General features: G+C 54.9%; 21 protein-coding genes and 1 pseudogene. 15 read left to right on the forward strand and 7 right to left on the reverse strand.

Features of this window, described 5'->3' with window-relative positions; genetic code table 11:
* Window positions 1-53 precede the first annotated feature (53 nt).
* The 3 genes from ACGHIZ_RS05215 (at window position 54) to ACGHIZ_RS05225 (ending at window position 1,858) form a co-directional block, all read left to right on the forward strand.
* Window positions 54-1,109 (forward strand): IS1595 family transposase, encoded by a 1,056-nt coding sequence (locus tag ACGHIZ_RS05215; protein WP_390446657.1) that lies wholly within the window; start codon window positions 54-56, stop codon window positions 1,107-1,109.
* Between the two features lie 47 nt (window positions 1,110-1,156).
* The gene (locus tag ACGHIZ_RS05220) at window positions 1,157-1,372 is read left to right on the forward strand and encodes a type II toxin-antitoxin system RelB/DinJ family antitoxin (RefSeq protein ID WP_390446660.1); all 216 of its coding nucleotides are present in this window, start codon (window positions 1,157-1,159) and stop codon (window positions 1,370-1,372) included.
* Between the two features lie 138 nt (window positions 1,373-1,510).
* The gene (locus tag ACGHIZ_RS05225; RefSeq protein ID WP_390449869.1) at window positions 1,511-1,858 is read left to right on the forward strand and encodes a hypothetical protein; all 348 of its coding nucleotides are present in this window, start codon (window positions 1,511-1,513) and stop codon (window positions 1,856-1,858) included.
* Here the strand turns inward: ACGHIZ_RS05225 and ACGHIZ_RS05230 are convergent.
* Window positions 1,855-3,699, reverse strand: a complete 1,845-nt coding sequence (locus tag ACGHIZ_RS05230; RefSeq protein WP_390397543.1) for an RICIN domain-containing protein — start codon at window positions 3,697-3,699, stop codon at window positions 1,855-1,857. The two genes, ACGHIZ_RS05225 and ACGHIZ_RS05230, sit on opposite strands and share 4 nt — an antisense overlap.
* Window positions 3,700-4,089: 390 nt before the next feature.
* On the opposite strand from ACGHIZ_RS05230, the gene ACGHIZ_RS05235 reads away from it, so the two are divergent.
* Genes ACGHIZ_RS05235 through ACGHIZ_RS05245 form a run of 3 tightly spaced genes read left to right on the forward strand, consistent with a single transcriptional unit; the run spans window position 4,090 to window position 5,386 of the window.
* On the forward strand, window positions 4,090-4,437 hold the full coding sequence (locus tag ACGHIZ_RS05235) for a type II toxin-antitoxin system MqsR family toxin (RefSeq protein WP_118345694.1): 348 nt from the start codon (window positions 4,090-4,092) through the stop codon (window positions 4,435-4,437).
* Window positions 4,438-4,447: 10 nt separating this feature from the next.
* Entirely contained in the window at window positions 4,448-4,960 is a 513-nt protein-coding gene (locus ACGHIZ_RS05240; protein ID WP_158572638.1) for a type II TA system antitoxin MqsA family protein, read from the forward strand.
* Entirely contained in the window at window positions 4,961-5,386 is a 426-nt protein-coding gene (locus tag ACGHIZ_RS05245; RefSeq protein ID WP_138112338.1) for a hypothetical protein, read from the forward strand.
* Between the two features lie 588 nt (window positions 5,387-5,974).
* Here the strand turns inward: ACGHIZ_RS05245 and ACGHIZ_RS05250 are convergent.
* The 3 genes and pseudogenes from ACGHIZ_RS05250 to ACGHIZ_RS05260 all read right to left on the reverse strand — a co-directional run.
* The gene (locus tag ACGHIZ_RS05250) at window positions 5,975-6,121 is read right to left on the reverse strand and encodes a hypothetical protein (RefSeq protein ID WP_217495614.1); all 147 of its coding nucleotides are present in this window, start codon (window positions 6,119-6,121) and stop codon (window positions 5,975-5,977) included.
* A gap of 200 nt (window positions 6,122-6,321) precedes the next feature.
* Window positions 6,322-6,618, reverse strand: coding sequence for a transposase (locus tag ACGHIZ_RS05255; RefSeq protein ID WP_138112340.1), 297 nt, complete (start codon window positions 6,616-6,618; stop codon window positions 6,322-6,324).
* 45 nt (window positions 6,619-6,663) lie between these two features.
* Window positions 6,664-6,780 (reverse strand): annotated as a pseudogene (locus tag ACGHIZ_RS05260) (hypothetical protein); the annotation flags it as partial.
* A 273-nt stretch (window positions 6,781-7,053) separates the two neighbouring features.
* Here ACGHIZ_RS05260 and ACGHIZ_RS05265 point away from each other — a divergent pair.
* The 4 genes from ACGHIZ_RS05265 (at window position 7,054) to ACGHIZ_RS05280 (ending at window position 11,239) form a co-directional block, all read left to right on the forward strand.
* Window positions 7,054-9,282, forward strand: a complete 2,229-nt coding sequence (locus ACGHIZ_RS05265; RefSeq protein WP_390449711.1) for an AAA family ATPase — start codon at window positions 7,054-7,056, stop codon at window positions 9,280-9,282.
* Window positions 9,283-9,339: 57 nt separating this feature from the next.
* Window positions 9,340-10,395, forward strand: coding sequence for an IS1595 family transposase (locus ACGHIZ_RS05270; protein ID WP_390446657.1), 1,056 nt, complete (start codon window positions 9,340-9,342; stop codon window positions 10,393-10,395).
* 47 nt (window positions 10,396-10,442) lie between these two features.
* Window positions 10,443-10,658: a type II toxin-antitoxin system RelB/DinJ family antitoxin gene (locus ACGHIZ_RS05275; protein ID WP_390446660.1), complete on the forward strand. Its 216-nt coding sequence runs from the start codon at window positions 10,443-10,445 to the stop codon at window positions 10,656-10,658.
* Between the two features lie 125 nt (window positions 10,659-10,783).
* Complete coding sequence (locus tag ACGHIZ_RS05280) at window positions 10,784-11,239, forward strand: ATP-binding domain-containing protein (protein WP_390449714.1); 456 nt, start codon at window positions 10,784-10,786, stop codon at window positions 11,237-11,239.
* A 297-nt stretch (window positions 11,240-11,536) separates the two neighbouring features.
* On the opposite strand, the gene ACGHIZ_RS05285 is transcribed toward ACGHIZ_RS05280, so the two are convergent.
* The 3 genes from ACGHIZ_RS05285 to ACGHIZ_RS05295 all read right to left on the reverse strand — a co-directional run bounded on the left by ACGHIZ_RS05285 (window position 11,537) and on the right by ACGHIZ_RS05295 (window position 13,346).
* Window positions 11,537-11,938: a hypothetical protein gene (locus ACGHIZ_RS05285; protein WP_138112344.1), complete on the reverse strand. Its 402-nt coding sequence runs from the start codon at window positions 11,936-11,938 to the stop codon at window positions 11,537-11,539.
* 138 nt (window positions 11,939-12,076) lie between these two features.
* Window positions 12,077-12,898, reverse strand: a complete 822-nt coding sequence (locus ACGHIZ_RS05290) for a hypothetical protein (RefSeq protein ID WP_390449717.1) — start codon at window positions 12,896-12,898, stop codon at window positions 12,077-12,079.
* The gene (locus ACGHIZ_RS05295) at window positions 12,888-13,346 is read right to left on the reverse strand and encodes a TFIIB-type zinc ribbon-containing protein (RefSeq protein ID WP_138112348.1); all 459 of its coding nucleotides are present in this window, start codon (window positions 13,344-13,346) and stop codon (window positions 12,888-12,890) included. Before ACGHIZ_RS05295 ends, ACGHIZ_RS05290 begins: the two co-directional genes overlap by 11 nt.
* A gap of 505 nt (window positions 13,347-13,851) precedes the next feature.
* On the opposite strand from ACGHIZ_RS05295, the gene ACGHIZ_RS05300 reads away from it, so the two are divergent.
* From ACGHIZ_RS05300 to ACGHIZ_RS05320, 5 genes are all read left to right on the forward strand, one after another.
* On the forward strand, window positions 13,852-14,040 hold the full coding sequence (locus tag ACGHIZ_RS05300) for a hypothetical protein (RefSeq protein ID WP_138112350.1): 189 nt from the start codon (window positions 13,852-13,854) through the stop codon (window positions 14,038-14,040).
* A 1,202-nt stretch (window positions 14,041-15,242) separates the two neighbouring features.
* Window positions 15,243-16,214 carry a LacI family DNA-binding transcriptional regulator gene (locus ACGHIZ_RS05305; protein ID WP_230320349.1) on the forward strand — a complete coding sequence of 324 codons (972 nt, stop codon included), beginning with the start codon at window positions 15,243-15,245 and terminating at the stop codon, window positions 16,212-16,214.
* A gap of 182 nt (window positions 16,215-16,396) precedes the next feature.
* Window positions 16,397-17,797: a PTS transporter subunit EIIC gene (locus ACGHIZ_RS05310; protein WP_196022607.1), complete on the forward strand. Its 1,401-nt coding sequence runs from the start codon at window positions 16,397-16,399 to the stop codon at window positions 17,795-17,797.
* A gap of 106 nt (window positions 17,798-17,903) precedes the next feature.
* Window positions 17,904-19,442: a GH32 C-terminal domain-containing protein gene (locus ACGHIZ_RS05315; RefSeq protein ID WP_390449722.1), complete on the forward strand. Its 1,539-nt coding sequence runs from the start codon at window positions 17,904-17,906 to the stop codon at window positions 19,440-19,442.
* 96 nt (window positions 19,443-19,538) lie between these two features.
* Complete coding sequence (locus tag ACGHIZ_RS05320; protein WP_271736330.1) at window positions 19,539-20,531, forward strand: PLP-dependent transferase; 993 nt, start codon at window positions 19,539-19,541, stop codon at window positions 20,529-20,531.
* The last annotated feature ends 85 nt before the right edge of the window (window positions 20,532-20,616 follow it).

Raw genomic sequence — 20,616 nt, forward strand, 5'->3', positions numbered from 1 at the left:
AAAACGATGTCACCGCGAGGCGGTACCCTTCAATTAACGTCGAAGGAGCGCCCATGGATGCAGACGACCTGGTCATCACCCTCAAGAAGAGCCTGGCGAAGCTCAGCAGGACCGAGCGCCGTAAAGCCGTCGAGTTGGTCGGGGACGTCGTCCGCGCCGCCATGTTCGACGATGCGGCGGGAGATGGCTATGAGGTAGAGCGCTGCCCCCGTTGCGGCTCGGTCGCTATCGTCAAGAAGGGCAAGTCCAGGAACGGCGAGCAGCGCTACCTCTGCCGCGACTGCGGCAGGACGTTCTCCGGCTCCACCGACCGGATCCTCGGCACGAGCAAGTTGCCCCGCGAGACCTGGATGGCCTATGCCGAGTGCTTCGCCCTCATGCTCCCTCTCCGCGAGTGCGCCGGCCGCTGCGGTGTCTGCCTCAAGACCGCCTACACCATGCGCCACAGGCTCATTGAGTGCCTGAAGGAATACTCGCCCACGTTCCATGTGGGGCAGGGGCAGGCTTGCGAGCTCGACGAGACGTACTTCCCCGAGTCCTTCAAGGGCAACCATTCAAAAGGCTCCTTCACCCTGCCGAGAAAGGCTCGCCACCGCGGCAAGCAGGTCCACAGGCGCGGCCTCTCCCGCGAGCAGATCTGCGTCATGACGGGCGTTAGCGACACGGACGCCACCTTCTTCGAGGTCTCGGGCCGCGGCGTTGTCTCGCGCAAGCGTGCGGCGGAGGCCCTTCGCGACCGCATCGGCGCGGGCGCGGTCGTCGCCACGGACAAGGCGACCGCGTACATCGACGTGCTGCGCGACCTGAAGGTCGCCTCGCATGAATCCTATGATTCCAAGGACCGCTCGGAGGGCACCATCAACCGCATCAACGCCGTCCATTCGCTCCTCGGCTCGTTCATGGCCCGCTTCAAGGGAGTGTCCACCAAGCACTTGGGAGCCTACCTCGACTGGTTCCGCTGGTGCCGCACCTTCATGGCGGCGGGTTCGCGCGCGGCGGAGTCCACGGTCGCCCGCCAGCTCGCCAACGGCTCCTGCTCGACCCGCGTCCGCGACATGTTCGGCCTCGAGCCTCCCCTCATGGACTACTGGGACGGGCGGGCGGCCTAGCGAATTAAAATGGTGGCCACGGAGCAGCGACCGCGGAAGGAGCGGCAATGACATCGAACGTCCCGGCCACCACGATAAGAATCGATCCCGAGGTCAAAAGGGAGGCCGCAGCCGTGCTCGACGAGCTCGGGCTCTCCATGTCGGGCGCCATGAACATATTCCTCAGGGCGGTGATCCGCGAGGGCGGCCTGCCCTTCGACGTCAGGCTGGGATCTGAGGGGAAGGCTGACGGGGAGGGCGGGGACCGCGATGGACGGGGGTAGCCCGATTATTTTCCGGTTCGACGAACAGCCGATCGTGTCAAATTTGGTCTAACAGAGCCAATTTTTTTGCGAAAGGTGGACAGTCTTTTGGCGAGGCTTCTGCAACTCTATAGGAAGCCTGCTGAAGGCCTTAAGCTGATGAAAGGCGACAACTGGTTCTCTATAACTGATGAGCTCGCTCGATACGTCGTAGAGAACGCTTCTCTGGTACGGTCAGTTTTCTGGGATTCTATGTGCGGTGACGAATTGTTTCTGCAGACCTTTGCCTGGAATACAAGCAAGCGGTTCGATTTCTATCGAATGCCCGGGGAGGACAATACGGACGGCATCATGCGCATGATTGATTGGGGCGAGGACGAGTCCCCGCGAGTGTTGTCTATGGATGATCTAGATTCGATTTCGGATTCAAAGATGATGTTCGCCAGAAAGTTCGACTTCGAGATCGATTCCGATATCGTTCGAGCGGTTGAACAGCTCGTCTGCTAATCCTTCGTGGCTTCTCCGTGCCGGTCCGACAATGGGTTTCTGCCAGTTGCTGCCAGCCTCCAGCTTTGCGCTGCCGAGCCGTTCGACTCGTACAGCTGGACGTTGGCGCCGCTCGAGAAGTCGGCGCAATCCACGTCGAGCGCTAGCCCCGACGCCGCGCACATGATCTCGTAGGCGCCCGCGCACTCGTCGTAGGAGATCATGAACCGCTGGGCCCCCGAGCCGTTGGCCTCCCATAGCTGGGCGTTGGCGCCGTTGGACCTCGAGGCTCCTGAGATATCGAGCATCGCCGTGCCCAGCCCTCTGTTGCAGATCATGTATTCGCCGTCGGGGACGCTCTGCACTGGCTTTACTTGAGCGGCTTGATATTTGGCAGTGCAGTCGTACTTTACTGTCAATGTGCTGTTCGGCAGAGTAGCGACATTGGAGGTTGCGGCCAGCACAACCTTGGCGCCTTGGACTTTCCACCTCCTCTGATTCATCGCATACGCAACAATCCCGTTCTGAATCCCCGAGATGCTGGGCGGAAACAACTGGTTGTCGGCGTCAATGGAAAAGCTCTCTTCCCTGGCATCTAGGTGCTGCTGAATGCGGTCGGCATACTTCTCGACCCATTCATCTGCCTTGCCATTTCGTACAAAGTAATTGTTGGACAGGTCGGTCGAGCGGTAGGCGTAGCCGTCCTTCTGGTAGTTTGCCGTGTGGTCGGAGTGGGCGATTGCCATGAGCTCGTCGGTCAGGCCAAAGTACAGATGGCGCTGGTCCAGGTCTCCGTACCAGTTGTCGCTGGTGTCGTCCCAGGTCAGGTCCATCTGGCACCATTTGCCGTCGATCTTTACGGCGTTCCAGGTGTGGCCGTTGCCTGTGATGCGGCCGTTGGCGATGCCCGCGGCGTCAAGGAGCTTGGAGTAGATACGCTGGTAGCTCTCGCAGGTGCCCTGGTGGCGCGTGAGGCCGCTCTCGGCCGAGCACCAGTTGAGGTTGTGGTCGTGCTCCAACTGGTCGAGCGTCCAGTCGTGGAGCCACAGCGCCATGTCGTATTCCGAGCCGTTTGTCTGTTGCCTGCACAGGTCCACGGCGTTGTTGACGATCTGCGTGACGCTTGGGCGGGCGGCGTCGTTTACAGTCACCTCCGCCGTGGTGCGCAGGTAGTAGATTCCCTTGTCGTTTTGGGGGTCGTTTCTGTCGTTGTCCATAAAGTAGAAGTGGATGCGGTACGTGCCCGATGCCGTGAAGTCAAAGGTAAAGTCGTGGCCCGCGGTGCCCAGGCTGCAGTAGCTGGCCCATGCCGGGCGCGACGGGTCGCAGGCGCTCTCATGGCTGCCGCCGTCCCAATAGGTGGGCACGTCCATGCGCGCCTTGGCCTGGGACGAGCCGTTGGTCTGGGTTATGTGGAAGGTCGTCGCGGTGCCCGCGGGGGCGTCGTTCCACGAGACGGTGAAGGTGACGCCGTTTTGGCTTGCGGTGGCGGAGTGGGCGTAGCCGGTTTGTGACGTGGTGGAGATTGCGGCGGGCGTGCCGTTGGCTTGGGCGCGGAGGGATGGGGCGGGGGCTGTGGTGGCCGTGCCGGCTGCGGCGGTGGTGGCGTCGGCGCTTTCCGTGTTGACTGCGCTGGTGCCGGTGGATGTTGCGGTGCTGTCCTCTGCGGTGTCTGCTGTCGCATTTGTGTTGATGCCGTCTTCAGCCTTGCCTGTGTCTCCGTTCGCGGCGTTGGCTTGTGCCTGCTGCTCGGCTGTTGCCTGAGGCTGGATGGCTTCCGCGATGGCTGCCATGGGCATCGTCGCGCCGACCATGGATGTGCACGCGATCGCGCAGAGCAGGTAGTAAAGGGGTCGTTTCATAGCGGAGCCTCTCGGTGAGCAGCCAATAGGGTCCGAAGGCAGCTCCAGGCCAGCACTCCGCACATATTTTGTTGGGGATTATTTTACGGGAACCCCAGTCAACATCAGCGAACTTTCTGGGGGATTGTTGGGGAGGGGAGGGGCGGCGGTCCGTCGTCGACGTTGTGATTTGCGCCGCGAGACTCGACACGGGCACCTTCTAGAAATAGTCTGTAAGGCTACGCTCTGGGTCTAGCTCTGTACGCTTGTGCTCTTCGATTATGCAGTCAGAGTTGTATTTGTCGGGCCTAAGACGCCATCCGGTCGATCGCTTACGTTGGTGCGCTGAATGTAGTTGCCAATTGGCGACTATACGAATATAGTTAGCATGATGCTAACTAAGGGGTGCTCATGAACCGAACCAAGTTTCGGCCGACATATTCTCTAGACGAGGCCAAATCCTTGGCCTGCTCGGGAGAGATGGTTGTAAACGGCAAGGTGCGCAGGCACCTGATCAACCACTATGGCTATTTGGATATTGATCGTTTTCTCGCCGATCTATTTGATTACCTAAAGCCCAGCGATTTCAGGAAATCCATCGCACTCGATATGGATGGGCCTTTGCACGATGTTTACGCAGACGTCTATGTTTGTCGGGATTTTGAATGTGAGGATTGGTACGTTAAGTTTTCAATCGATTCTGAAGGCAAGGCGCATTTAAACGTCTTGTCTGCGAACATCGATGGATATATTCATTAAAGGAGGAGTCATGCGTTGCATGGAATGTGGCAAGGAAATGCAATTTACCACGGCGCCAATGACTGAAATTTACCGTGGCGAGAAAATTACTGTTGAAGGAATTGGGCATTATATTTGTGAGTGCGGCAATGATGAAATGACCGCTGCGGAGGCGACTAAACTCGCCCATGCGCTTGCCGCGCAATACGCCAAGGCTCATGAGCTTCTATCTCCCTCGGAAATAAAGCATTTGCGCTCAGATCTAGGCTTAACTCAGCATGAATTTGAGTCACTTTTAGGAGTTTCAAAACCAACGTCATCTCGATGGGAGAACGGAGCGTCTCAGCAGACTGTTACTGCCAATATCCTTATGAGGCTCATTCGCGATGTTCCCGAGGCGCGCGAATACCTGGGCTTGGCTCTCCATGAGAGGACCGCAACTCTTAGCTCGCCGCTTTTGTCTGTAATACCAGGAGGAAAAGCCCCTGCTTATAGGGATTCTGATCCTTTGGTTGATGAGAATTCCTTCCGATTGGAGATGTAAATGGACTCGTTGAAGAAGCAGCGCATTGAGTCTTCGTCGATTACATGCGTGTCTAAAAAAGTCGATAGGTTTTCATTTGATGGCGGAATGGCCCCGAAGGAGGGAGTTAATAAGTCAGACGGTGAGTTTAACGTTAGAAATGACATAACGAGTGCCTTCTTTGATGAAAACGGAGTTAGATTTCGGCAGCTCAACCTTGTCATAGAGCTCATTCCCAGTGATGAGGGCCACTATTATCGTTCCGAAATATCCGTGTCCGGTATCTATCGTGCTCCGTCTGATTTAGACGATGAGGCATTTGATAGGGAGGCGCTTAGCTTCGGCATGCAAGACCTGTATTCCTTTGCAAAGGGCATCATTGAGAATGTTGCTGCCGGTGGGGTATGGGGGCCGCTTTATCTGCCACAGATCAGCTTTTCTATGTAGCTCGACCTTTGTCCCCAAACCTGAAAAATGATTGATCACAGCCCGACTCTTCCGTAAAGTAACCCTTGATGAGGCCTAGCGACGGTACGTCCGGCTTGGTCCGTGGGAACCGCCGAAAGGCGGTTTTTGCGTTTAGTGGGCTGTTTTCCGAGGAGCAATTGTCGTGTTTCCGCTTCAGACACTCGCTTTTACCGCGTTTTTCCGGAAGTGCGGGGAAAAATCGGAAACCGCCGAGCGCAACTCGATTTTCGGTAACAAAACCGCAGGTCGTCGAAGCTTAAAACAGGGGTCTGGTCGGCAGTTCTCGGTTTTTCACCGCACTTTCGGAATTGCCCGCCGGAAGTATGCGGCAAATTCTAGAATCCTCGAGCACACCGCCGTTTTTGCGTAAAGAAAACGCAGGTAGAAGCGTTGTGGCATTCCGGTGTGCTTGGCAGGTTTTGAATTTGCCGCTTACTTCCGAATTTGGCCCCTGCTGCAGGCTTCATTCCGCTATTGAATCAGTTAGATAATGGACAATATTGCCAAATCTTTCTCCCTGCTTAAATGCCGGCAGGGACGAAATCGTTCATGTCGGCAATTGGTTCGTCAGTTTGTGTTGTTTACGGCCTGCGCCTGCTGCTTCGCGGTTGCCTGAGGCTGGATGGCCTCCGTGATGGCTGGCATAGGCATCGCGGAGCTGACCATGGACATGCACGCGATCGCGCAGAGCAGGTAGTAAAGGGGTCGTTTCATAGCGGAGACTCTCGGTAAGCAGCCAATGGGGTCCGGAGGCAGCTCCAGGCCAGCACTCCGCACATATTTTGTTGGGGTTTATTTTACGAGAACCCCAGTCAACATCAGCGAACTTTCTGGGGAATGTTGGGGAGGGGTACCGTCAAGATTCTTTTGCAAATTGATTTTGCTGTCCTCGGCCCCGTCCTCTTCTAGCCCTCCTACTTTCCTTTCAGTTCGTCCATCTCGTCCAGATTCGACATATCCAGGTGCCTCCTCTTGCCCCGCTCGTGCTCCACTATGTACTTCAGCCTCGCCGTCACCAGCATGAGGGCCGAGTTGCCGTCCGGGAAGGTCCCGACGACCCTCGTCTTCCTCCTGATCTCGCGGTTGATGCGCTCGATCCCGTCGCTCGTCCTAATCTGGCTCCAGCGATCCGGCGGGAATTCCGTGTAGGCAAGCGTCTCGGCGAACCCGTCGCGCATCGTCCTAGCGGCTGCCCCGCGGAGCTTCGACACGCTGAGCTCGACTTCCCTGGCGCCCGTGACGAGCTTTCTCGCGTAGTGGCCGCCGCGGTAGGCCTCCCGGCCCGCCGTCCTCTCATAGCGCTCGGCCCCGACAAGCTTGGACGCCTCCTCGTCGAGCAGCGCGTCGAGCGACCCATCGTCGATCGATGCGATGTTTGCGGACTCGGCTCGCGCCCCTTTCGTCGATGATTTGTTGTTTACTCGCCTGAAATCATATGACGACGCGTGGACCGTGTTCCTCTATGTGTTTGTCAATTTGTGAAAGTAATTATGCGTTACCCGGCTTCGTCGTTTGGCTCGGAAGTGTTGTTTGGGTGCGGCTATCATTATTGATGGACATCGGATGGACATCTTAATTGATGTAAAGATTTCTTGGCCGTTAAGCCATATTGGGGGGTCGAAAATTACGATGGAGGAGCGAGGCTTATGAGAAACCCTCTTAAGGAGCTTTACAATGCAAACGACGCTGTAGAGCATTCAATTGATAGACTTGAATTCGAGGGCAGGTCAGCCGTTTCAAGAGACGTTGTGGGTTATCTGCGTCATCTTGTTGAGCACATTGCAATGTATGCAACTTATGGCAACAGGCCCATCGAAGGCGACTACTTTAAATTATGTTCGGTTGCTATTAAAGATATGAGCAAGAACAGCGAGACTCGGTTTATTGCTAAGTTCCATCATTATTTACAAAAGGTCGTTTCGCACTATGTTCCAAGTGAAGATTCTGCAGAGCGCCTTTTGTTGAAGTATTACGAAAATTTGCTGTGCTTGAAACGTTATGCATTCGATAAACTCGGCCTTACAATTCTTGCCAATTTGAGTAAGATTCCTCTGGACACCGATCCCGGCTTGGCTAAATACCATGAAGAGATAGCTCATAAAATCAATGATTTCATGAGTGCCAATGCTGTTGAAATTGAGAAGGACCGTTTTTACGTTAGAGCTGCTAAGCCTTTCTTTGTTGGGGATTCTGTCTATTATGAGGCGACACTTGTCCCCGCATTCGATTCTTGTAGCAAATTTGATCGTATACTTGTTTATTCATCTTTCAGAATGCCCACTAATTATTCAGTGGTGGTTTCGACTAAGCGCACGAGTATCGACGGTCTTGGCTTTACTCTTCCTGTTACGATTGTTGATGCATATGCGGTTTCAGTACGCCCCTGTGAGTTGAATAATCTTATAAAGATACTTAGAGGCCCTGATGCAGTGTGGCTTACTGGCCAATACACTAGCTATAGATCACTTATGAACCTAATGACCCATACCGGGATGACGCTTTGCGACATTGCTCTACTCCCTGATGACGAGTTTATTTCTGTGATGGGGGAGATAGCATCTTCGGGAAATGCCTGTCCGGTACACACCTTGCTTAGCTCTGCGCATGAGTTTTTGAGTGCTGGCTCAAATGGATCTAATGTTCTAAAGTATCTTTTGTCTAAACCTCGTAACAGGGTTATAGAGGAACAATTGACTGTAAGTCCGAATAGCCGTCTCGGTGACCTTTATTTGAAAAACGGCTGTGCCCCCTTTGATCGGCAGCCGTATTGCACGAGTCTTATTGGGCATGTAGTCGCTGTCGAGGATTTGTATCAATGTATTGATCCAGATCCGTATGAAGATAACTTTCTTGCTCGTAGGGTGACCGCGGAGACAATCGATTCTAATGCTCTGTATCTTAGGGATACCGAAATTACAACCTTCTCGGATGTTGATGAACTGATTGCCTCATTTAATAGCGCTTTGTATTTTAGACATCATTCAAGGGATCTCGTGCATGAGAACGGGCATCTATTTGTTAAGGGAGTCGAAGACGAACTCACTTGTATTATACGCGGGCTTTTAAAACTGTCTGGTGCCGGGGTCAAAGGCTATACTGCTTTATGTGAATCATGGCTTAAAGATCCAAGCTGCAAGTTGGATGATTCAGAAAAAATAGATGCTCTAAAGTCCATGTTTGCCGAAACGAGCGTCGCGTTCATCTACGGTTCGGCTGGTACCGGAAAAACAACCATGGTCAACATCGTTTGCGCTTTTCTGCAAAATGAAAGCAAACTTGCTATCGCTAATACAAATCCTGCCGTAGATAGCCTTAGAAGAAAAATAAATGATAAGAATTGCGAATTTATGACCGTCGCGAAGTATTTGAATCGTGTGCCAGATTGCGACATCTTAATCGTTGACGAATGCAGCACTGTCTGCAATAGCGATATGAAATCTATTATTGATTCTAATCGGTTTAAACTGCTATTGCTTGTTGGCGATGTGAGACAGATTGAGTCCATTAAGTTTGGAAACTGGTTTTCATTGGCTCGAGACTTCTTGCCTGATAAGTGCATCCATGAATTTGATAAACCATGGCGCACGAAGAATGATGATTTGCTAAAACTATGGCATGCTGTCAGGAATGTGAGTCCTGATATCGCTGAAATTCTTATTTCTTGCGATTTTACGTCGAATCTTGATGACTCTGTAATTAGCAGAATGAATGATGATGAGATTGTCTTATGTCTCAACTATGATGGCCTCTATGGCATTAATAATATGAACAAAATCTTGCAGTCGGGAAATAAGAACGAGGCCGTTGTCTGGAATTATCATACGTATAAAGTCGGCGACCCAATTTTGTTCAAGGCTCTGTTAGACCAAGGTTGACATAAAAACGATGTCACCGCGAGGCGGTACCCTTCAATTAACGTCGAAGGAGCGCCCATGGATGCAGACGACCTGGTCATCACCCTCAAGAAGAGCCTGGCGAAGCTCAGCAGGACCGAGCGCCGTAAAGCCGTCGAGTTGGTCGGGGACGTCGTCCGCGCCGCCATGTTCGACGATGCGGCGGGAGATGGCTATGAGGTAGAGCGCTGCCCCCGTTGCGGCTCGGTCGCTATCGTCAAGAAGGGCAAGTCCAGGAACGGCGAGCAGCGCTACCTCTGCCGCGACTGCGGCAGGACGTTCTCCGGCTCCACCGACCGGATCCTCGGCACGAGCAAGTTGCCCCGCGAGACCTGGATGGCCTATGCCGAGTGCTTCGCCCTCATGCTCCCTCTCCGCGAGTGCGCCGGCCGCTGCGGTGTCTGCCTCAAGACCGCCTACACCATGCGCCACAGGCTCATTGAGTGCCTGAAGGAATACTCGCCCACGTTCCATGTGGGGCAGGGGCAGGCTTGCGAGCTCGACGAGACGTACTTCCCCGAGTCCTTCAAGGGCAACCATTCAAAAGGCTCCTTCACCCTGCCGAGAAAGGCTCGCCACCGCGGCAAGCAGGTCCACAGGCGCGGCCTCTCCCGCGAGCAGATCTGCGTCATGACGGGCGTTAGCGACACGGACGCCACCTTCTTCGAGGTCTCGGGCCGCGGCGTTGTCTCGCGCAAGCGTGCGGCGGAGGCCCTTCGCGACCGCATCGGCGCGGGCGCGGTCGTCGCCACGGACAAGGCGACCGCGTACATCGACGTGCTGCGCGACCTGAAGGTCGCCTCGCATGAATCCTATGATTCCAAGGACCGCTCGGAGGGCACCATCAACCGCATCAACGCCGTCCATTCGCTCCTCGGCTCGTTCATGGCCCGCTTCAAGGGAGTGTCCACCAAGCACTTGGGAGCCTACCTCGACTGGTTCCGCTGGTGCCGCACCTTCATGGCGGCGGGTTCGCGCGCGGCGGAGTCCACGGTCGCCCGCCAGCTCGCCAACGGCTCCTGCTCGACCCGCGTCCGCGACATGTTCGGCCTCGAGCCTCCCCTCATGGACTACTGGGACGGGCGGGCGGCCTAGCGAATTAAAATGGTGGCCACGGAGCAGCGACCGCGGAAGGAGCGGCAATGACATCGAACGTCCCGGCCACCACGATAAGAATCGATCCCGAGGTCAAAAGGGAGGCCGCAGCCGTGCTCGACGAGCTCGGGCTCTCCATGTCGGGCGCCATGAACATATTCCTCAGGGCGGTGATCCGCGAGGGCGGCCTGCCCTTCGACGTCAGGCTGGGATCTGAGGGGAAGGCTGACGGGGAGGGCGGGGACCGCGATGGACGGGGGTAGCCCGATTATTTTCCGGTTCGACGAACAGCCGATCGTGTCAAATTTGGTCTAACAGAGCCTTGTTCAATGAGTCTGAGCGGTTTTATCCGTTGTTATATAACAATCTAAAAGGGCGTCTTGTGGGAATGGAAGCAATTTCCAAAGACGAGATGCAATTTACGGTTGCTGTTCCCATTATCGCCTCCGAGCTTTCCGTTCTTCATTACGACGGGTTGGAGTATTTAGATTTTCGTGATGGAGAGACGTATCTGCGCTTTTCAGTTAAGAAAGCCAAGGATCGAGACGGTGAGGATGTTGGCGAGGACTGTATCGTGCCGTTTCAGGTGGCGTATGCGGTGTCTGTCCATAAAGCGCAAGGACTAGAGTACTCATCCGTAAAGCTGATTATTACGAAGGACGTTGAGGAGCGCATTACTCACAGTGTGTTTTATACGGCAATAACGAGGGCGCGAGAAAGACTTCATATTTATTGGTCGCCTGAATCTCAGAATAAGATTCTCTCAAGCTTCGAAATCTCTAAGGAGCATAAAGATGCTTACCTCCTTAGTAATCGGAGGGGCCTTAAGATTCAGCGGAAATAACGGCTGGCCGTCTGTTTGTCATTGGTTAAGACTAAGGCGAAACTTTGTTAGTTCTTGCGCGCTTGAGTACAATTTAATATTGCGAAACAGTGCCGACATTATTGTGCTTGGGCACCTGAATCGGCAAATAGTCCATTGTCGTTTTTTGTCAGCGGCTGACCTTATGTCGTTGTCAAATGCTGGTCTTGACCATGCCGATACTGACCGTGTTGATTCGCAATATTTAGCGGTGCTTATGCGGGCAAATACTCACTCACTCGCAGCTGCCGATACCACCTTATGGACGTTAATAATAATCTAGAGAGATTTTTTCGCATGCTTATCGAAACTCTTCATTGCTTTTTTGTAAGCTTTTGGATGGTTGAGATAATAAGTCGCCTTAGCTTCGACTTCCTCTTGATTGGGTTCGTAAGGTAAAACGGCCCCGCATCGAGAGCAAAACCAGTTCAGTGTTCCTGGCGGCGAGTAAAAGAGCGGGCTAACTTGAACACTATTATCATCACGAGGAATAAAATCCAAATGCGGGCAGTAGCTCTGTGCTAACTTTCGGTGTCGTTCTTTGCGGCTTGCAATATACATATTGATGTCGAATTTGATGCCAAAATGCAAGATCGCAATTATTGCAAGAACGAATATTACAACGAGAAAGACCATCACTCCGTATCTCTCTATTAGTAATTTTGAAACAGAGTCGCTCATTTCACACTCCTTTTGTTGTGTAGAGATATTTCGAATGTGGGCAGTTGACCGGAATGTTCAATTCCGGTCAACGCCTTGAATATGCCATCTCAAATTGATTGGAAACGCCATGGGGGGCTAGGGACGACCATACTTAGTCTATCCGATAATTCCAGGAAGAATAGGGGCGATGAGTACGCCCAGCTTCGTTACGTTCTCAATAAACGTAGCCCCTTCGTTGATGCCCTTTAGGGTGTTCCATAGCGACTTTAGTATTGACGGTTTAGGCTGCGGAGTCTCAAAAACGTCTTTCATCGCGGCGATTGCATCCGCAGCAATTGTCCTGTTCTCACTGGAAAGCTCGTGGAGGGAGCTTTCCAGTTTTCCGATTATGTCGTTGAGCGCGTTAACGTCTATGCCGTTTGACTGATTGATGGTCGTACTTGACCCGTTCGTTGTCTGGGAAGCGATGGCGGCTCCCGAGTTGCCGAAATTGTTTACCTGTGTCACGGATTCATCCAATCCTAGTTCGATGCCCTTTAGTGTGATGGCCTGATTGACTCCGTTTACGAGGCGTCTCGCTACGTCATTCAGGAAGCCTTCGGCCATATCGTCATATTTCCTTGAACCGTGTGCATAGCCTAGAAGGAGGTGAAACGACTGGCATAGCTTTCTGTCGACTATTGCTTTGAGTACGAGATACGTTACGGCGCTTTCGCCCTCGCAGCTAGGCGGGAAGTTAAATATGGTATATGGGTCCGAATTTACTTTATCGATTTCGGCGTTTTTGTCGAACCCGCTAGGCAAATGGTTTGCCACGCAATCCTCAATGAACGCTCGTGTTACAGGCTGCCCATCAATAAAGTTGAGGTAGCGAGTGAGGGCTGTGTTGAGGTCATTGTAGTCAGACCTTAAAAGATTGCTGGCTTCAGCACTATGCTTGAAGAGTAGTTTTCGCAGCTCAATCTTCTCAGAATCCATTGAATTGTCCTATTCCGCAGTAGGGGCATGTGTATAAAGACATCGCAAGTGCAGGGGACACCTTTGATATGCGCTTGCAGTCCTTGCAGGTTACCTTCTGAAGGGCTTCGATTGCTTGCCGGATGGGAATCTCGGGTTCCTCTTCATTGTATGATTTCACACTGAAAGAGACGTGATCATTGCCCTTTCCGCCAAGCTCCTTCTTAAGCAGTTCTTCTAGCTCCGGCACGACCACATTCGCTGTTTTTGATAAGGCCAGGTCGATGACGTCCGGTGTGAAGAAGTTGTCCGAGATAAGGCCGCACAGAGGGCAGTGGATATCTAGGACGGAATCACTCTCATACTCATCAACGACGACTTTGAATAGCTCTCCGCAGTTCGGACATTGGAAAAGTACGCAGCCGTCTTCATCGGAAGGTATCGAGATGTTGAACCGAAGGTTGTCCATATTGCCTCCTTTCAGGAAATCTAATCGATAATATCTTGACTTCGGGGTAAATAACGTAACGCCTCAAGGCGTCCGTGGAGCTCGGAATCGTCGTTAATTCGCCCAACGAATCCAAGGGCCTCGAGCAGCTTTCGGACCCTTGTTATATCCGCGCATGGGGTGCCTCACGTATTGATTGTAATGGGAAACCGCTGCTACCGTAGTGGATTGATGTTTCGGTTTCGTCCATAGAATCGCACAGTTTAAACAGCCTGGAGCGATCTATTGTCTGATATGCGACTTCGTTGAGCTCTTTCATCATGAGGCGATTAAGTATGAACAAGGCACCCATTGATTCAATTACGATCGCGTCGGAAATGTTGGTGTAACCGCACGGCTGCTTCATCCATCCTTTCCGAGTGATCTCGCCAAATTGCCCGTCCGGGAGAACAATGGATCGAGCGTTGCGCCCCGCTCCCAGGGGTGCGGCGCTCCTGATTAAACTGTTCACTTTTAAATGACCCCTGTGCTCAATTCTCTGTGGCTATTTGAGGAGGATGAGCTCGATTTAAGTGAGTTGCTCGAGTATCTGAGGGCGCTCATCACGGACGATCGCAAGATAATCCACGGTAATAGCGAGCTAAAACGGCTTATTAGAATGTATGATTTTCTTAAGTACAAGAAGGCCTTCGACATATCGGCTACTAGTGAGTAATCCCACCTAGCGTCTATGAAGAAGGCCGTCTTTGTAAACTATGGCATCTGAGCGTATAGTGCGAACACCACGTGCAAATGCATACTTAATATAACGCTTTCTGCTTGAAATCACAATGGTGTCTGTTTCGACCTGCCAATCAAGGGAAGATGGTGTAGAGTATCTTCCTGCAATACAAAAGCTCTTTGGGAGCTTTAAGGGTGACGCTTTCAAACTGAGAGTCTTGCCCTTTTTTATGCGTGCAATGCCTGATATGCTAGCCAGACATCGTTTGATTTGGTTGAAAATCATGTGTGTCTTGATTTGAATTACATGATTGTCGCTTGCCTCAAATTTGCAGCTTTGACTTACGGATTGATAATCAGTAGCCTATCTAAAAAGCGGTATTGACGAGGGTAACCTACGGGTCCCGCGTCCAGAGGAAAGGCGGCTGTCCTTCTTGGGATGGCTGCCTTTCCTCTTTTTAGGAACCGCGATGGCGGCTGACCGGGAGACCTACCGCGGCGACCTCTCTGGCGTCCCTGAAGATTTGCATGGCCCCCTGTCTTCTTTGGACTTTCATGAGATAGAAACGACTGGGGTTGGGAACAAGATGGATGCGCTTCTTAGTTACATAGCTGCTTTTTAAGAGCTGCTCCCTAAAAGTGAAGATAATTTCTACTTGTGGCAGAGCCTGTAGACAAACAAGGGATATCGGCTAAATTAAAGTCAATTGCGGTGGGAGCCTTCGGGCGACACCTGAAGAGGGTTGATGCGTCGGCCCTCTTTTTTGTTTGGATGTAAGATTCGGCCTGTCAAAACTTACATCTCAATTGAGAATAGGCGAAATTGCGTGCGATTATCTGCTTGTATGCAACTTTGCTGACGTGTTGTTGGTAAGTCTAAGTTCGCAACGGGTTCTTGGCAGAGGATTGACCGGGATTGTGAATTGCGACTCTTCGAGACGCGGCACCGAGGCCTTCCTGGATAAGTCCGTGAGGCTGCCGCTCAGGTCAAGTTCTGCATGGCCGTATTCTTCGATTATGCAGCCAGGGTGATTCTCGTCTGGTAAAACTGGCCGCGAAGTGATTATCACTCGACGTGTCTCAAGTGACTCATTAGTTTCCACGCGTTTCTCTATCATGTAATCGCTACGTCATGCGGTCGTTCGCACGGGTATCATGTTGAAAGCGATTTCAACGACGGGGGTACTCGTGGTAAAGATGAAGGATGTCGCCGAGCTGGCGGGTGTTTCGAACGCCGCGGTTTCGCGCTATCTCAACGGTGGATATATCTCGGCTGATAAGGCCGAGCGCATTAAACAGGCGATCGAGCAGACCGGCTATGTGCGGTCCAACCAGGCTCGTGCCTTGCGTACCGGCTCTACCAAGCTCATCGGTGTCATCGTGCCTAAGATTAACTCCGAGTCGGTGAGCCGAATTACCGCAGGCATTGGCCAGGTGCTTGGTCGCCGCGGGTATCAGATGTTGCTCGCCAACACCGACAACGTTGCCGAGCGTGAGCTCGAGTACCTCGACTTGTTCCAGAACCACCCGGTCGATGGCATCGTGCTGGTAGCGACCATGATTACCGATGAGCATCGTGCGGCTATTGCATCGTGCCGCGTGCCCATTGTGCTGATTGGCCAAAACGTCGAGGGCGCGGCCTGCGTCTACCATGACGATTACGAGGCGGCATATGAGCTGGGCCATGCGCTCGTGGGGCGCGTGGAGGGAAAGATCGCCTACATCGGTGTTACCGAAGAAGACCGCGCCGCGGGCTACGACCGACGCCGTGGCTTTGAGGCAGGCTTGCTGGCTGCGGGGGTTGTGCTCGATCCCCACCTGGTGCGTCGTGGCTCCTTCACGCTCGACTCGGGATATCGTGCGGCGCGCGAGTTGTTGGCCGACGTGCCCGACGTCTCGTTTATCGCCTGCGCGACCGATACCATGGCCGCCGGCGCCCTGCGCGCTCTTGATGAGGCGCGTGGCGTGGGCGAGGGCTTACATCGCGTGAGCGGATTTGGCGACAACGCGTTTTTGCGCGCGCTGACGGGCGGCATTCCCACCGTCCATTATGGCTATCTGACCAGTGGCGTCGAGGCCACCAATATGCTGCTCGACACGCTCGATGGCGTGGAAGGGGAGGGCGGCCTGCGTACGCTCAAGCTCGGTCATCAGCTTATGAATGTCTAGGTTTTGGGCGCCCGCCGCTATCTTCGGACCACTGTTATTTGTCCCAAACTACCTTTCACCGGCGAAAATCTACCGTTTACCGCTATATGAAAACGATTACAGTAATATGAAACTGAAAACGATTACAGTGTAAGTGTCAAAGATGGCCAGGTGTAAAACGCCCGTTAGACGAAAGGGAAGTCATGGACTACCGCAAATCAGCCCAAGAGGTGCTCGACAACATCGGTGGCGCCGGCAACGTCGTGTCGGCCGCGCATTGCGCCACGCGTCTGCGCCTGGTGATTGCCGACAACGCAAGGGTCGACAAGGAAGCCATCGAGAATATCGACGGTGCCAAGGGCGTCTTTGAGGCCCAAGGCCAGCTCCAGATTATTTTTGGCACCGGTACCGTCAACAAGGTCTATGACGAGTTCATCGCCCTCGGCGGCATCAATGCTGCTTCCAAGGCTGAGGTCAAGGAGGCCGCGGCGCAGCAGCAGAACATCTTTATGCGCGCCATTAAGGTCCTCGGCGATATCTTCGTTCCCATCATTCCCGCCATCGTGGCTTCGGGCCTGCTGCTGGGCATCATGAGCGCCCTCAACTTTATGGCCTCCAACGGCTTTATCGCGCTCGACACCAATAACTGCATCTACAAGATTGCCGACCTGGTCTCGGGTACGTCCTTTGGCATCCTGCAGATCCTGATTGGCTACTCCGCGGCCAAGGCTTTCGGCGCTAATCCGTACCTGGGCGCCGTCGTCGGCGGCGCGTTCATCAACTCCTCGCTGCAGAGCTCCTACACGGTCGCCTCCGAGGGCGTGCAGACCATGGTCACCGTCATCCCCGGCGTGTACAGCTTTGAGTGGGTTGGCTATCAGGGCCACGTCATCCCCATCGTCATCGCTTGCGCGATCCTTGCCTTCCTCGAGAAGCGTCTGCACAAGATCGTTCCCGAGATGTTCGACCTCTTTGTAACCCCGCTTGTCTCCGTGTTCGTGACCGTGCTCGTGACGCTTATCGCTGTCGGTCCCGTCTTTGTGTGGGCCGAGAATGCCGTCCTCGGTCTGATCCAGGCTCTGCTCACCCTGCCCTTTGGCATCGGTTCCTTTATCGTCGGCCTGTTCTATGCCCCCACGGTCGTCACCGGTATTCACCAGATGTACACCGCCATCGACCTGGGCCAGCTTGCCCAGTACGGCGTGACCTATTGGCTGCCCATTGCCAGTGCCGCCAACATCGCCCAGGGCGGCGCCGCGCTTGCCGTTGCCTTTAAGACCCACGATGCCAAGATCAAGGGCCTAGCGCTTCCTTCGGCTCTGTCCGCCTTCATGGGTATTACCGAGCCTGCCATCTTTGGTGTGAACCTGCGCTTCTTTAAGCCCTTCATCGCTGGCTGCATCGGCGGCGGCTGCGGCGCCCTGGTCTGCGCGCTCACCTCGCTCGCCGCTTCCGGTACGGGCGTTACGGGTATCTTCGGTATCCTGCTGTGCCTGGCCCAGCCCGTGCAGTACGCGATCATGTTTGCGGTCGCCGCGCTGGTTTCCTTTGGCGTCTCGTTTGTCCTGTACAAGGACGAGCCCAAGGCTTCCGAGCAGGCCTAAGAGCTTTTGATTGAAGGGTGCCCGCGGGTTGTATGCTCGCGGGCGTTTCCCGTATCCGGTGTCGATCTCTGGCGCCTTGTTACTTTCGATCCGTTAGGACTTTGATATGTCTAATGCACTTGGCCGCGACCTTGCAAAGCTGGTTGCCGCTGTTGACGCTGCCGCCTCTGAGTGCGGCCATGGCGCGTATGGCCAGCGCTTCCATATTATGCCGCCGGCGGGCTGGCTCAACGACCCCAACGGTCTTTGCCAAGCGGGCGGCGTGTTTCACGCGTACTTCCAGTATGCCCCGTTTGATGTGAACGGTGGCGTAAAGATGTGGGGCCATGCCACAAGCCGCGACCTTATGAACTGGGAATATGTTGGCGCCCCGCTGCTGCCCGACGAGCCGTTCGATTGCCATGGCGTGTATTCAGGCTCCGCGCTTGCCGAGGACGGCCGCATTCGCGTGCTCTATACGGGCAACGTTAAGCTTTCCGATGCGGACGGCACGTACGACTACGTCAATACCGGCCGTCGCGCCGATACTGTTTATGTCGAGAGCGTTGATGGCCTTGCCGGTCGGGAGTTCAGCCAAAAGCGCGTGGTGCTGGCGTCCGATGATTATCCCGAGGATTTGACCTGCCACGTGCGTGACCCCAAGGTGTGGCGCGATGATGACGGGCGTTACCACATGGTGCTGGGCGCGCGTCGTCGCGTGGATGGGCCGCATGCCGATAGTCGATTTTGCGCCATGCACGGCGAGGGTGCCGGGCGCGATGTGGGCGAGATCCTGGTGTATGGCTCGGCCGATATGCTGAGTTGGGAGCTCGAGAGTCGTGTGTCTACGCCCGAGCGCTTTGGCTTTATGTGGGAGTGCCCCGGCTATATCGAGCTCGATGCGAATGGCGATACCGCTGCATTTTTGTCGTTCTCGCCCCAGGGGCTCGAGGGCGGTCGTTGGGACCGCGGCAATGTGTATGCAGCGGGCTACATGCCTGTAACGGGCGACATTACGGGTGGTGACGGTGTCTATGAGCTGGGCGAGTTCCGCCTGTGGGACGCCGGTTTTGACTTCTATGCTCCGCAGGAGTTCACGGCCGAGGACGGTCGCCACATTCTGATTGGCTGGATGGGTATGTCCGATGAGCCGACCTATGGCAACGCGCCCACCGTGGCGTGCGGCTGGCAGCACTGCATGACGGTGCCGCGCGAGCTTACGGCCGGTGACGGCGGCGTGGTGCTGCAGCAGCCGGCGTGCGAGATCGAGCGCCATTATGCCTCGGTGCGTGTGGGGGAGGGCTCGTTGGAGGTTGACGGCGATACCTGCTTTGACCTTGCTGTCGACGGTGTCGACGGCGCGTTTACCGCGATTGTTGATGGCGAGCTGAAGCTGGCGTATGTGCCCGCCGAGGGCGGACTGCCCTCGCGCTTTGAGATGCGATTTACCGATGAGGGTCGCGCTTCTGCCGGCTGCGGTCGTACCGTGCGCTGGGAGCCCGTCAACGAGGTTCGTAACGTGCGCATTGTTGGCGATGTCTCGTCGGTCGAGGTGTTTGTGAACGATGGCGCGCTCGTGTTTTCGACGCGCATCTATCCCGAGACCTATGGCGTGTCCGTTGATGCTCCGGGTGCGAGCGTGACCTACCACGCGCTCAACATCTAGGCGATTCGTCGCATATCGGCGCTATACTGCAGCCGTTGCCCACGATGCGGGGAACATCCGTATCGTGGGTTTTTGTTTCTGAAGGGACGGTACCGTATGGGCGTACAGCAGCTAGAAGATACCTGGGCTTTGAGAGCCGGCGCGCGTGAGGCGCGTCTTGTTGCGGCCTCGCATGTACCGGCGGCGCTGTCGCTGCTGGGAATCGTGCGTCCCGGTGACCGCCTGGTGGCCTTTGCGGACGACTTTGCCGATGCGTTTGCTCGTGGCTTTGATGGCCGCGATGTTGTGCTGGTGGGGGAGCCATCGGCTGCAGCGTTTTCTGCTGCGTCCGAGGGATTTGATGCTTCGTTTGATGCTGAGGGACCGCACCTGTGGTGGTTTGTGAACTCAATCGGTGGCTTTGGCCTGCGTGTGCCCGATCTGCGTGCGCTGGGTCGGGCGGCGCGTGAGGCCCATGCGCTGCTGGTTGTGGACAACACCGTGGCTGACGTCTTTGGCTGCGATCCGCTGCGGCTGGGTGCTGTGCTGTCCCTTGAGGCGCTCGACCGTGTGTGTGCCGGTGAGGCTCCACGCAAGCTCGTTGCCGCTTCGGTCGCGCGCTCGCAGCTCAAGCGCCATCGCGTGGACGCTGCGGCCGAGTGCGCGCATGCGCTGCTCGAGTGGTGCGGATTGGCCGCGCTCGACTTGTCCTCCGATGAGGCCGAGGTTCTAGAGCACGGGCTCGACACGCTCGACACCCGCATGCAGGCACATTTCGATCGCGCCCGTGCGCTGGCTGAATATTTGGCCGCGAACGAGATGGTGCGCAACGTGCGCTATCCCGGGCTGACCTCGCATCCCGACCATGTGGCTGCAACGGGAATTCTCGAGCACGGCTTTGGCCCGGCAGTAGAGTTCGATCTTATCGAACGTAGCGCGGGCGAGCTGTTCGATGCTTTGCCTGGGGAGTTTCGCACATCGCCCGCAGGCGGCGCAACAACGCGCCTTTCGGCTCCACGCAGCAAGCAGGGGGGCACCATCCGCCTCTTCGCCGGCACCGACAACCCCCTGGTTGTAGCGTCCGCCCTAGACAACGCCCTCCGCAAGTAGCTAAATCATCCTCGACTCCATAAGTTGCGGTGAAATAGGGATTGATTTACGACTTTAGCGGCATAAACAGCCCCTATTTCACCGC

Origin of the sequence: Collinsella sp. i05-0019-G5, assembly GCF_042851345.1 — a bacterium.
In the GTDB taxonomy this organism is placed as follows: Bacteria; Actinomycetota; Coriobacteriia; order Coriobacteriales; family Coriobacteriaceae; genus Collinsella.

Coding starts and splice junctions, on each gene's coding strand:
- ACGHIZ_RS05215 (WP_390446657.1), top strand. CDS start 54: ATGGATGCAGACGACCTGGTCATCACCCTCAAGAAGAGCCTGGCGAAG.
- ACGHIZ_RS05220 (WP_390446660.1), top strand. CDS start 1,157: ATGACATCGAACGTCCCGGCCACCACGATAAGAATCGATCCCGAGGTC.
- ACGHIZ_RS05225 (WP_390449869.1), top strand. CDS start 1,511: ATGAAAGGCGACAACTGGTTCTCTATAACTGATGAGCTCGCTCGATAC.
- ACGHIZ_RS05230 (WP_390397543.1), bottom strand. CDS start 3,699: ATGAAACGACCCCTTTACTACCTGCTCTGCGCGATCGCGTGCACATCC.
- ACGHIZ_RS05235 (WP_118345694.1), top strand. CDS start 4,090: ATGAACCGAACCAAGTTTCGGCCGACATATTCTCTAGACGAGGCCAAA.
- ACGHIZ_RS05240 (WP_158572638.1), top strand. CDS start 4,448: ATGCGTTGCATGGAATGTGGCAAGGAAATGCAATTTACCACGGCGCCA.
- ACGHIZ_RS05245 (WP_138112338.1), top strand. CDS start 4,961: ATGGACTCGTTGAAGAAGCAGCGCATTGAGTCTTCGTCGATTACATGC.
- ACGHIZ_RS05250 (WP_217495614.1), bottom strand. CDS start 6,121: ATGAAACGACCCCTTTACTACCTGCTCTGCGCGATCGCGTGCATGTCC.
- ACGHIZ_RS05265 (WP_390449711.1), top strand. CDS start 7,054: ATGAGAAACCCTCTTAAGGAGCTTTACAATGCAAACGACGCTGTAGAG.
- ACGHIZ_RS05270 (WP_390446657.1), top strand. CDS start 9,340: ATGGATGCAGACGACCTGGTCATCACCCTCAAGAAGAGCCTGGCGAAG.
- ACGHIZ_RS05275 (WP_390446660.1), top strand. CDS start 10,443: ATGACATCGAACGTCCCGGCCACCACGATAAGAATCGATCCCGAGGTC.
- ACGHIZ_RS05280 (WP_390449714.1), top strand. CDS start 10,784: ATGGAAGCAATTTCCAAAGACGAGATGCAATTTACGGTTGCTGTTCCC.
- ACGHIZ_RS05285 (WP_138112344.1), bottom strand. CDS start 11,938: ATGAGCGACTCTGTTTCAAAATTACTAATAGAGAGATACGGAGTGATG.
- ACGHIZ_RS05290 (WP_390449717.1), bottom strand. CDS start 12,898: ATGGATTCTGAGAAGATTGAGCTGCGAAAACTACTCTTCAAGCATAGT.
- ACGHIZ_RS05295 (WP_138112348.1), bottom strand. CDS start 13,346: ATGGACAACCTTCGGTTCAACATCTCGATACCTTCCGATGAAGACGGC.
- ACGHIZ_RS05305 (WP_230320349.1), top strand. CDS start 15,243: ATGAAGGATGTCGCCGAGCTGGCGGGTGTTTCGAACGCCGCGGTTTCG.
- ACGHIZ_RS05310 (WP_196022607.1), top strand. CDS start 16,397: ATGGACTACCGCAAATCAGCCCAAGAGGTGCTCGACAACATCGGTGGC.
- ACGHIZ_RS05315 (WP_390449722.1), top strand. CDS start 17,904: ATGTCTAATGCACTTGGCCGCGACCTTGCAAAGCTGGTTGCCGCTGTT.
- ACGHIZ_RS05320 (WP_271736330.1), top strand. CDS start 19,539: ATGGGCGTACAGCAGCTAGAAGATACCTGGGCTTTGAGAGCCGGCGCG.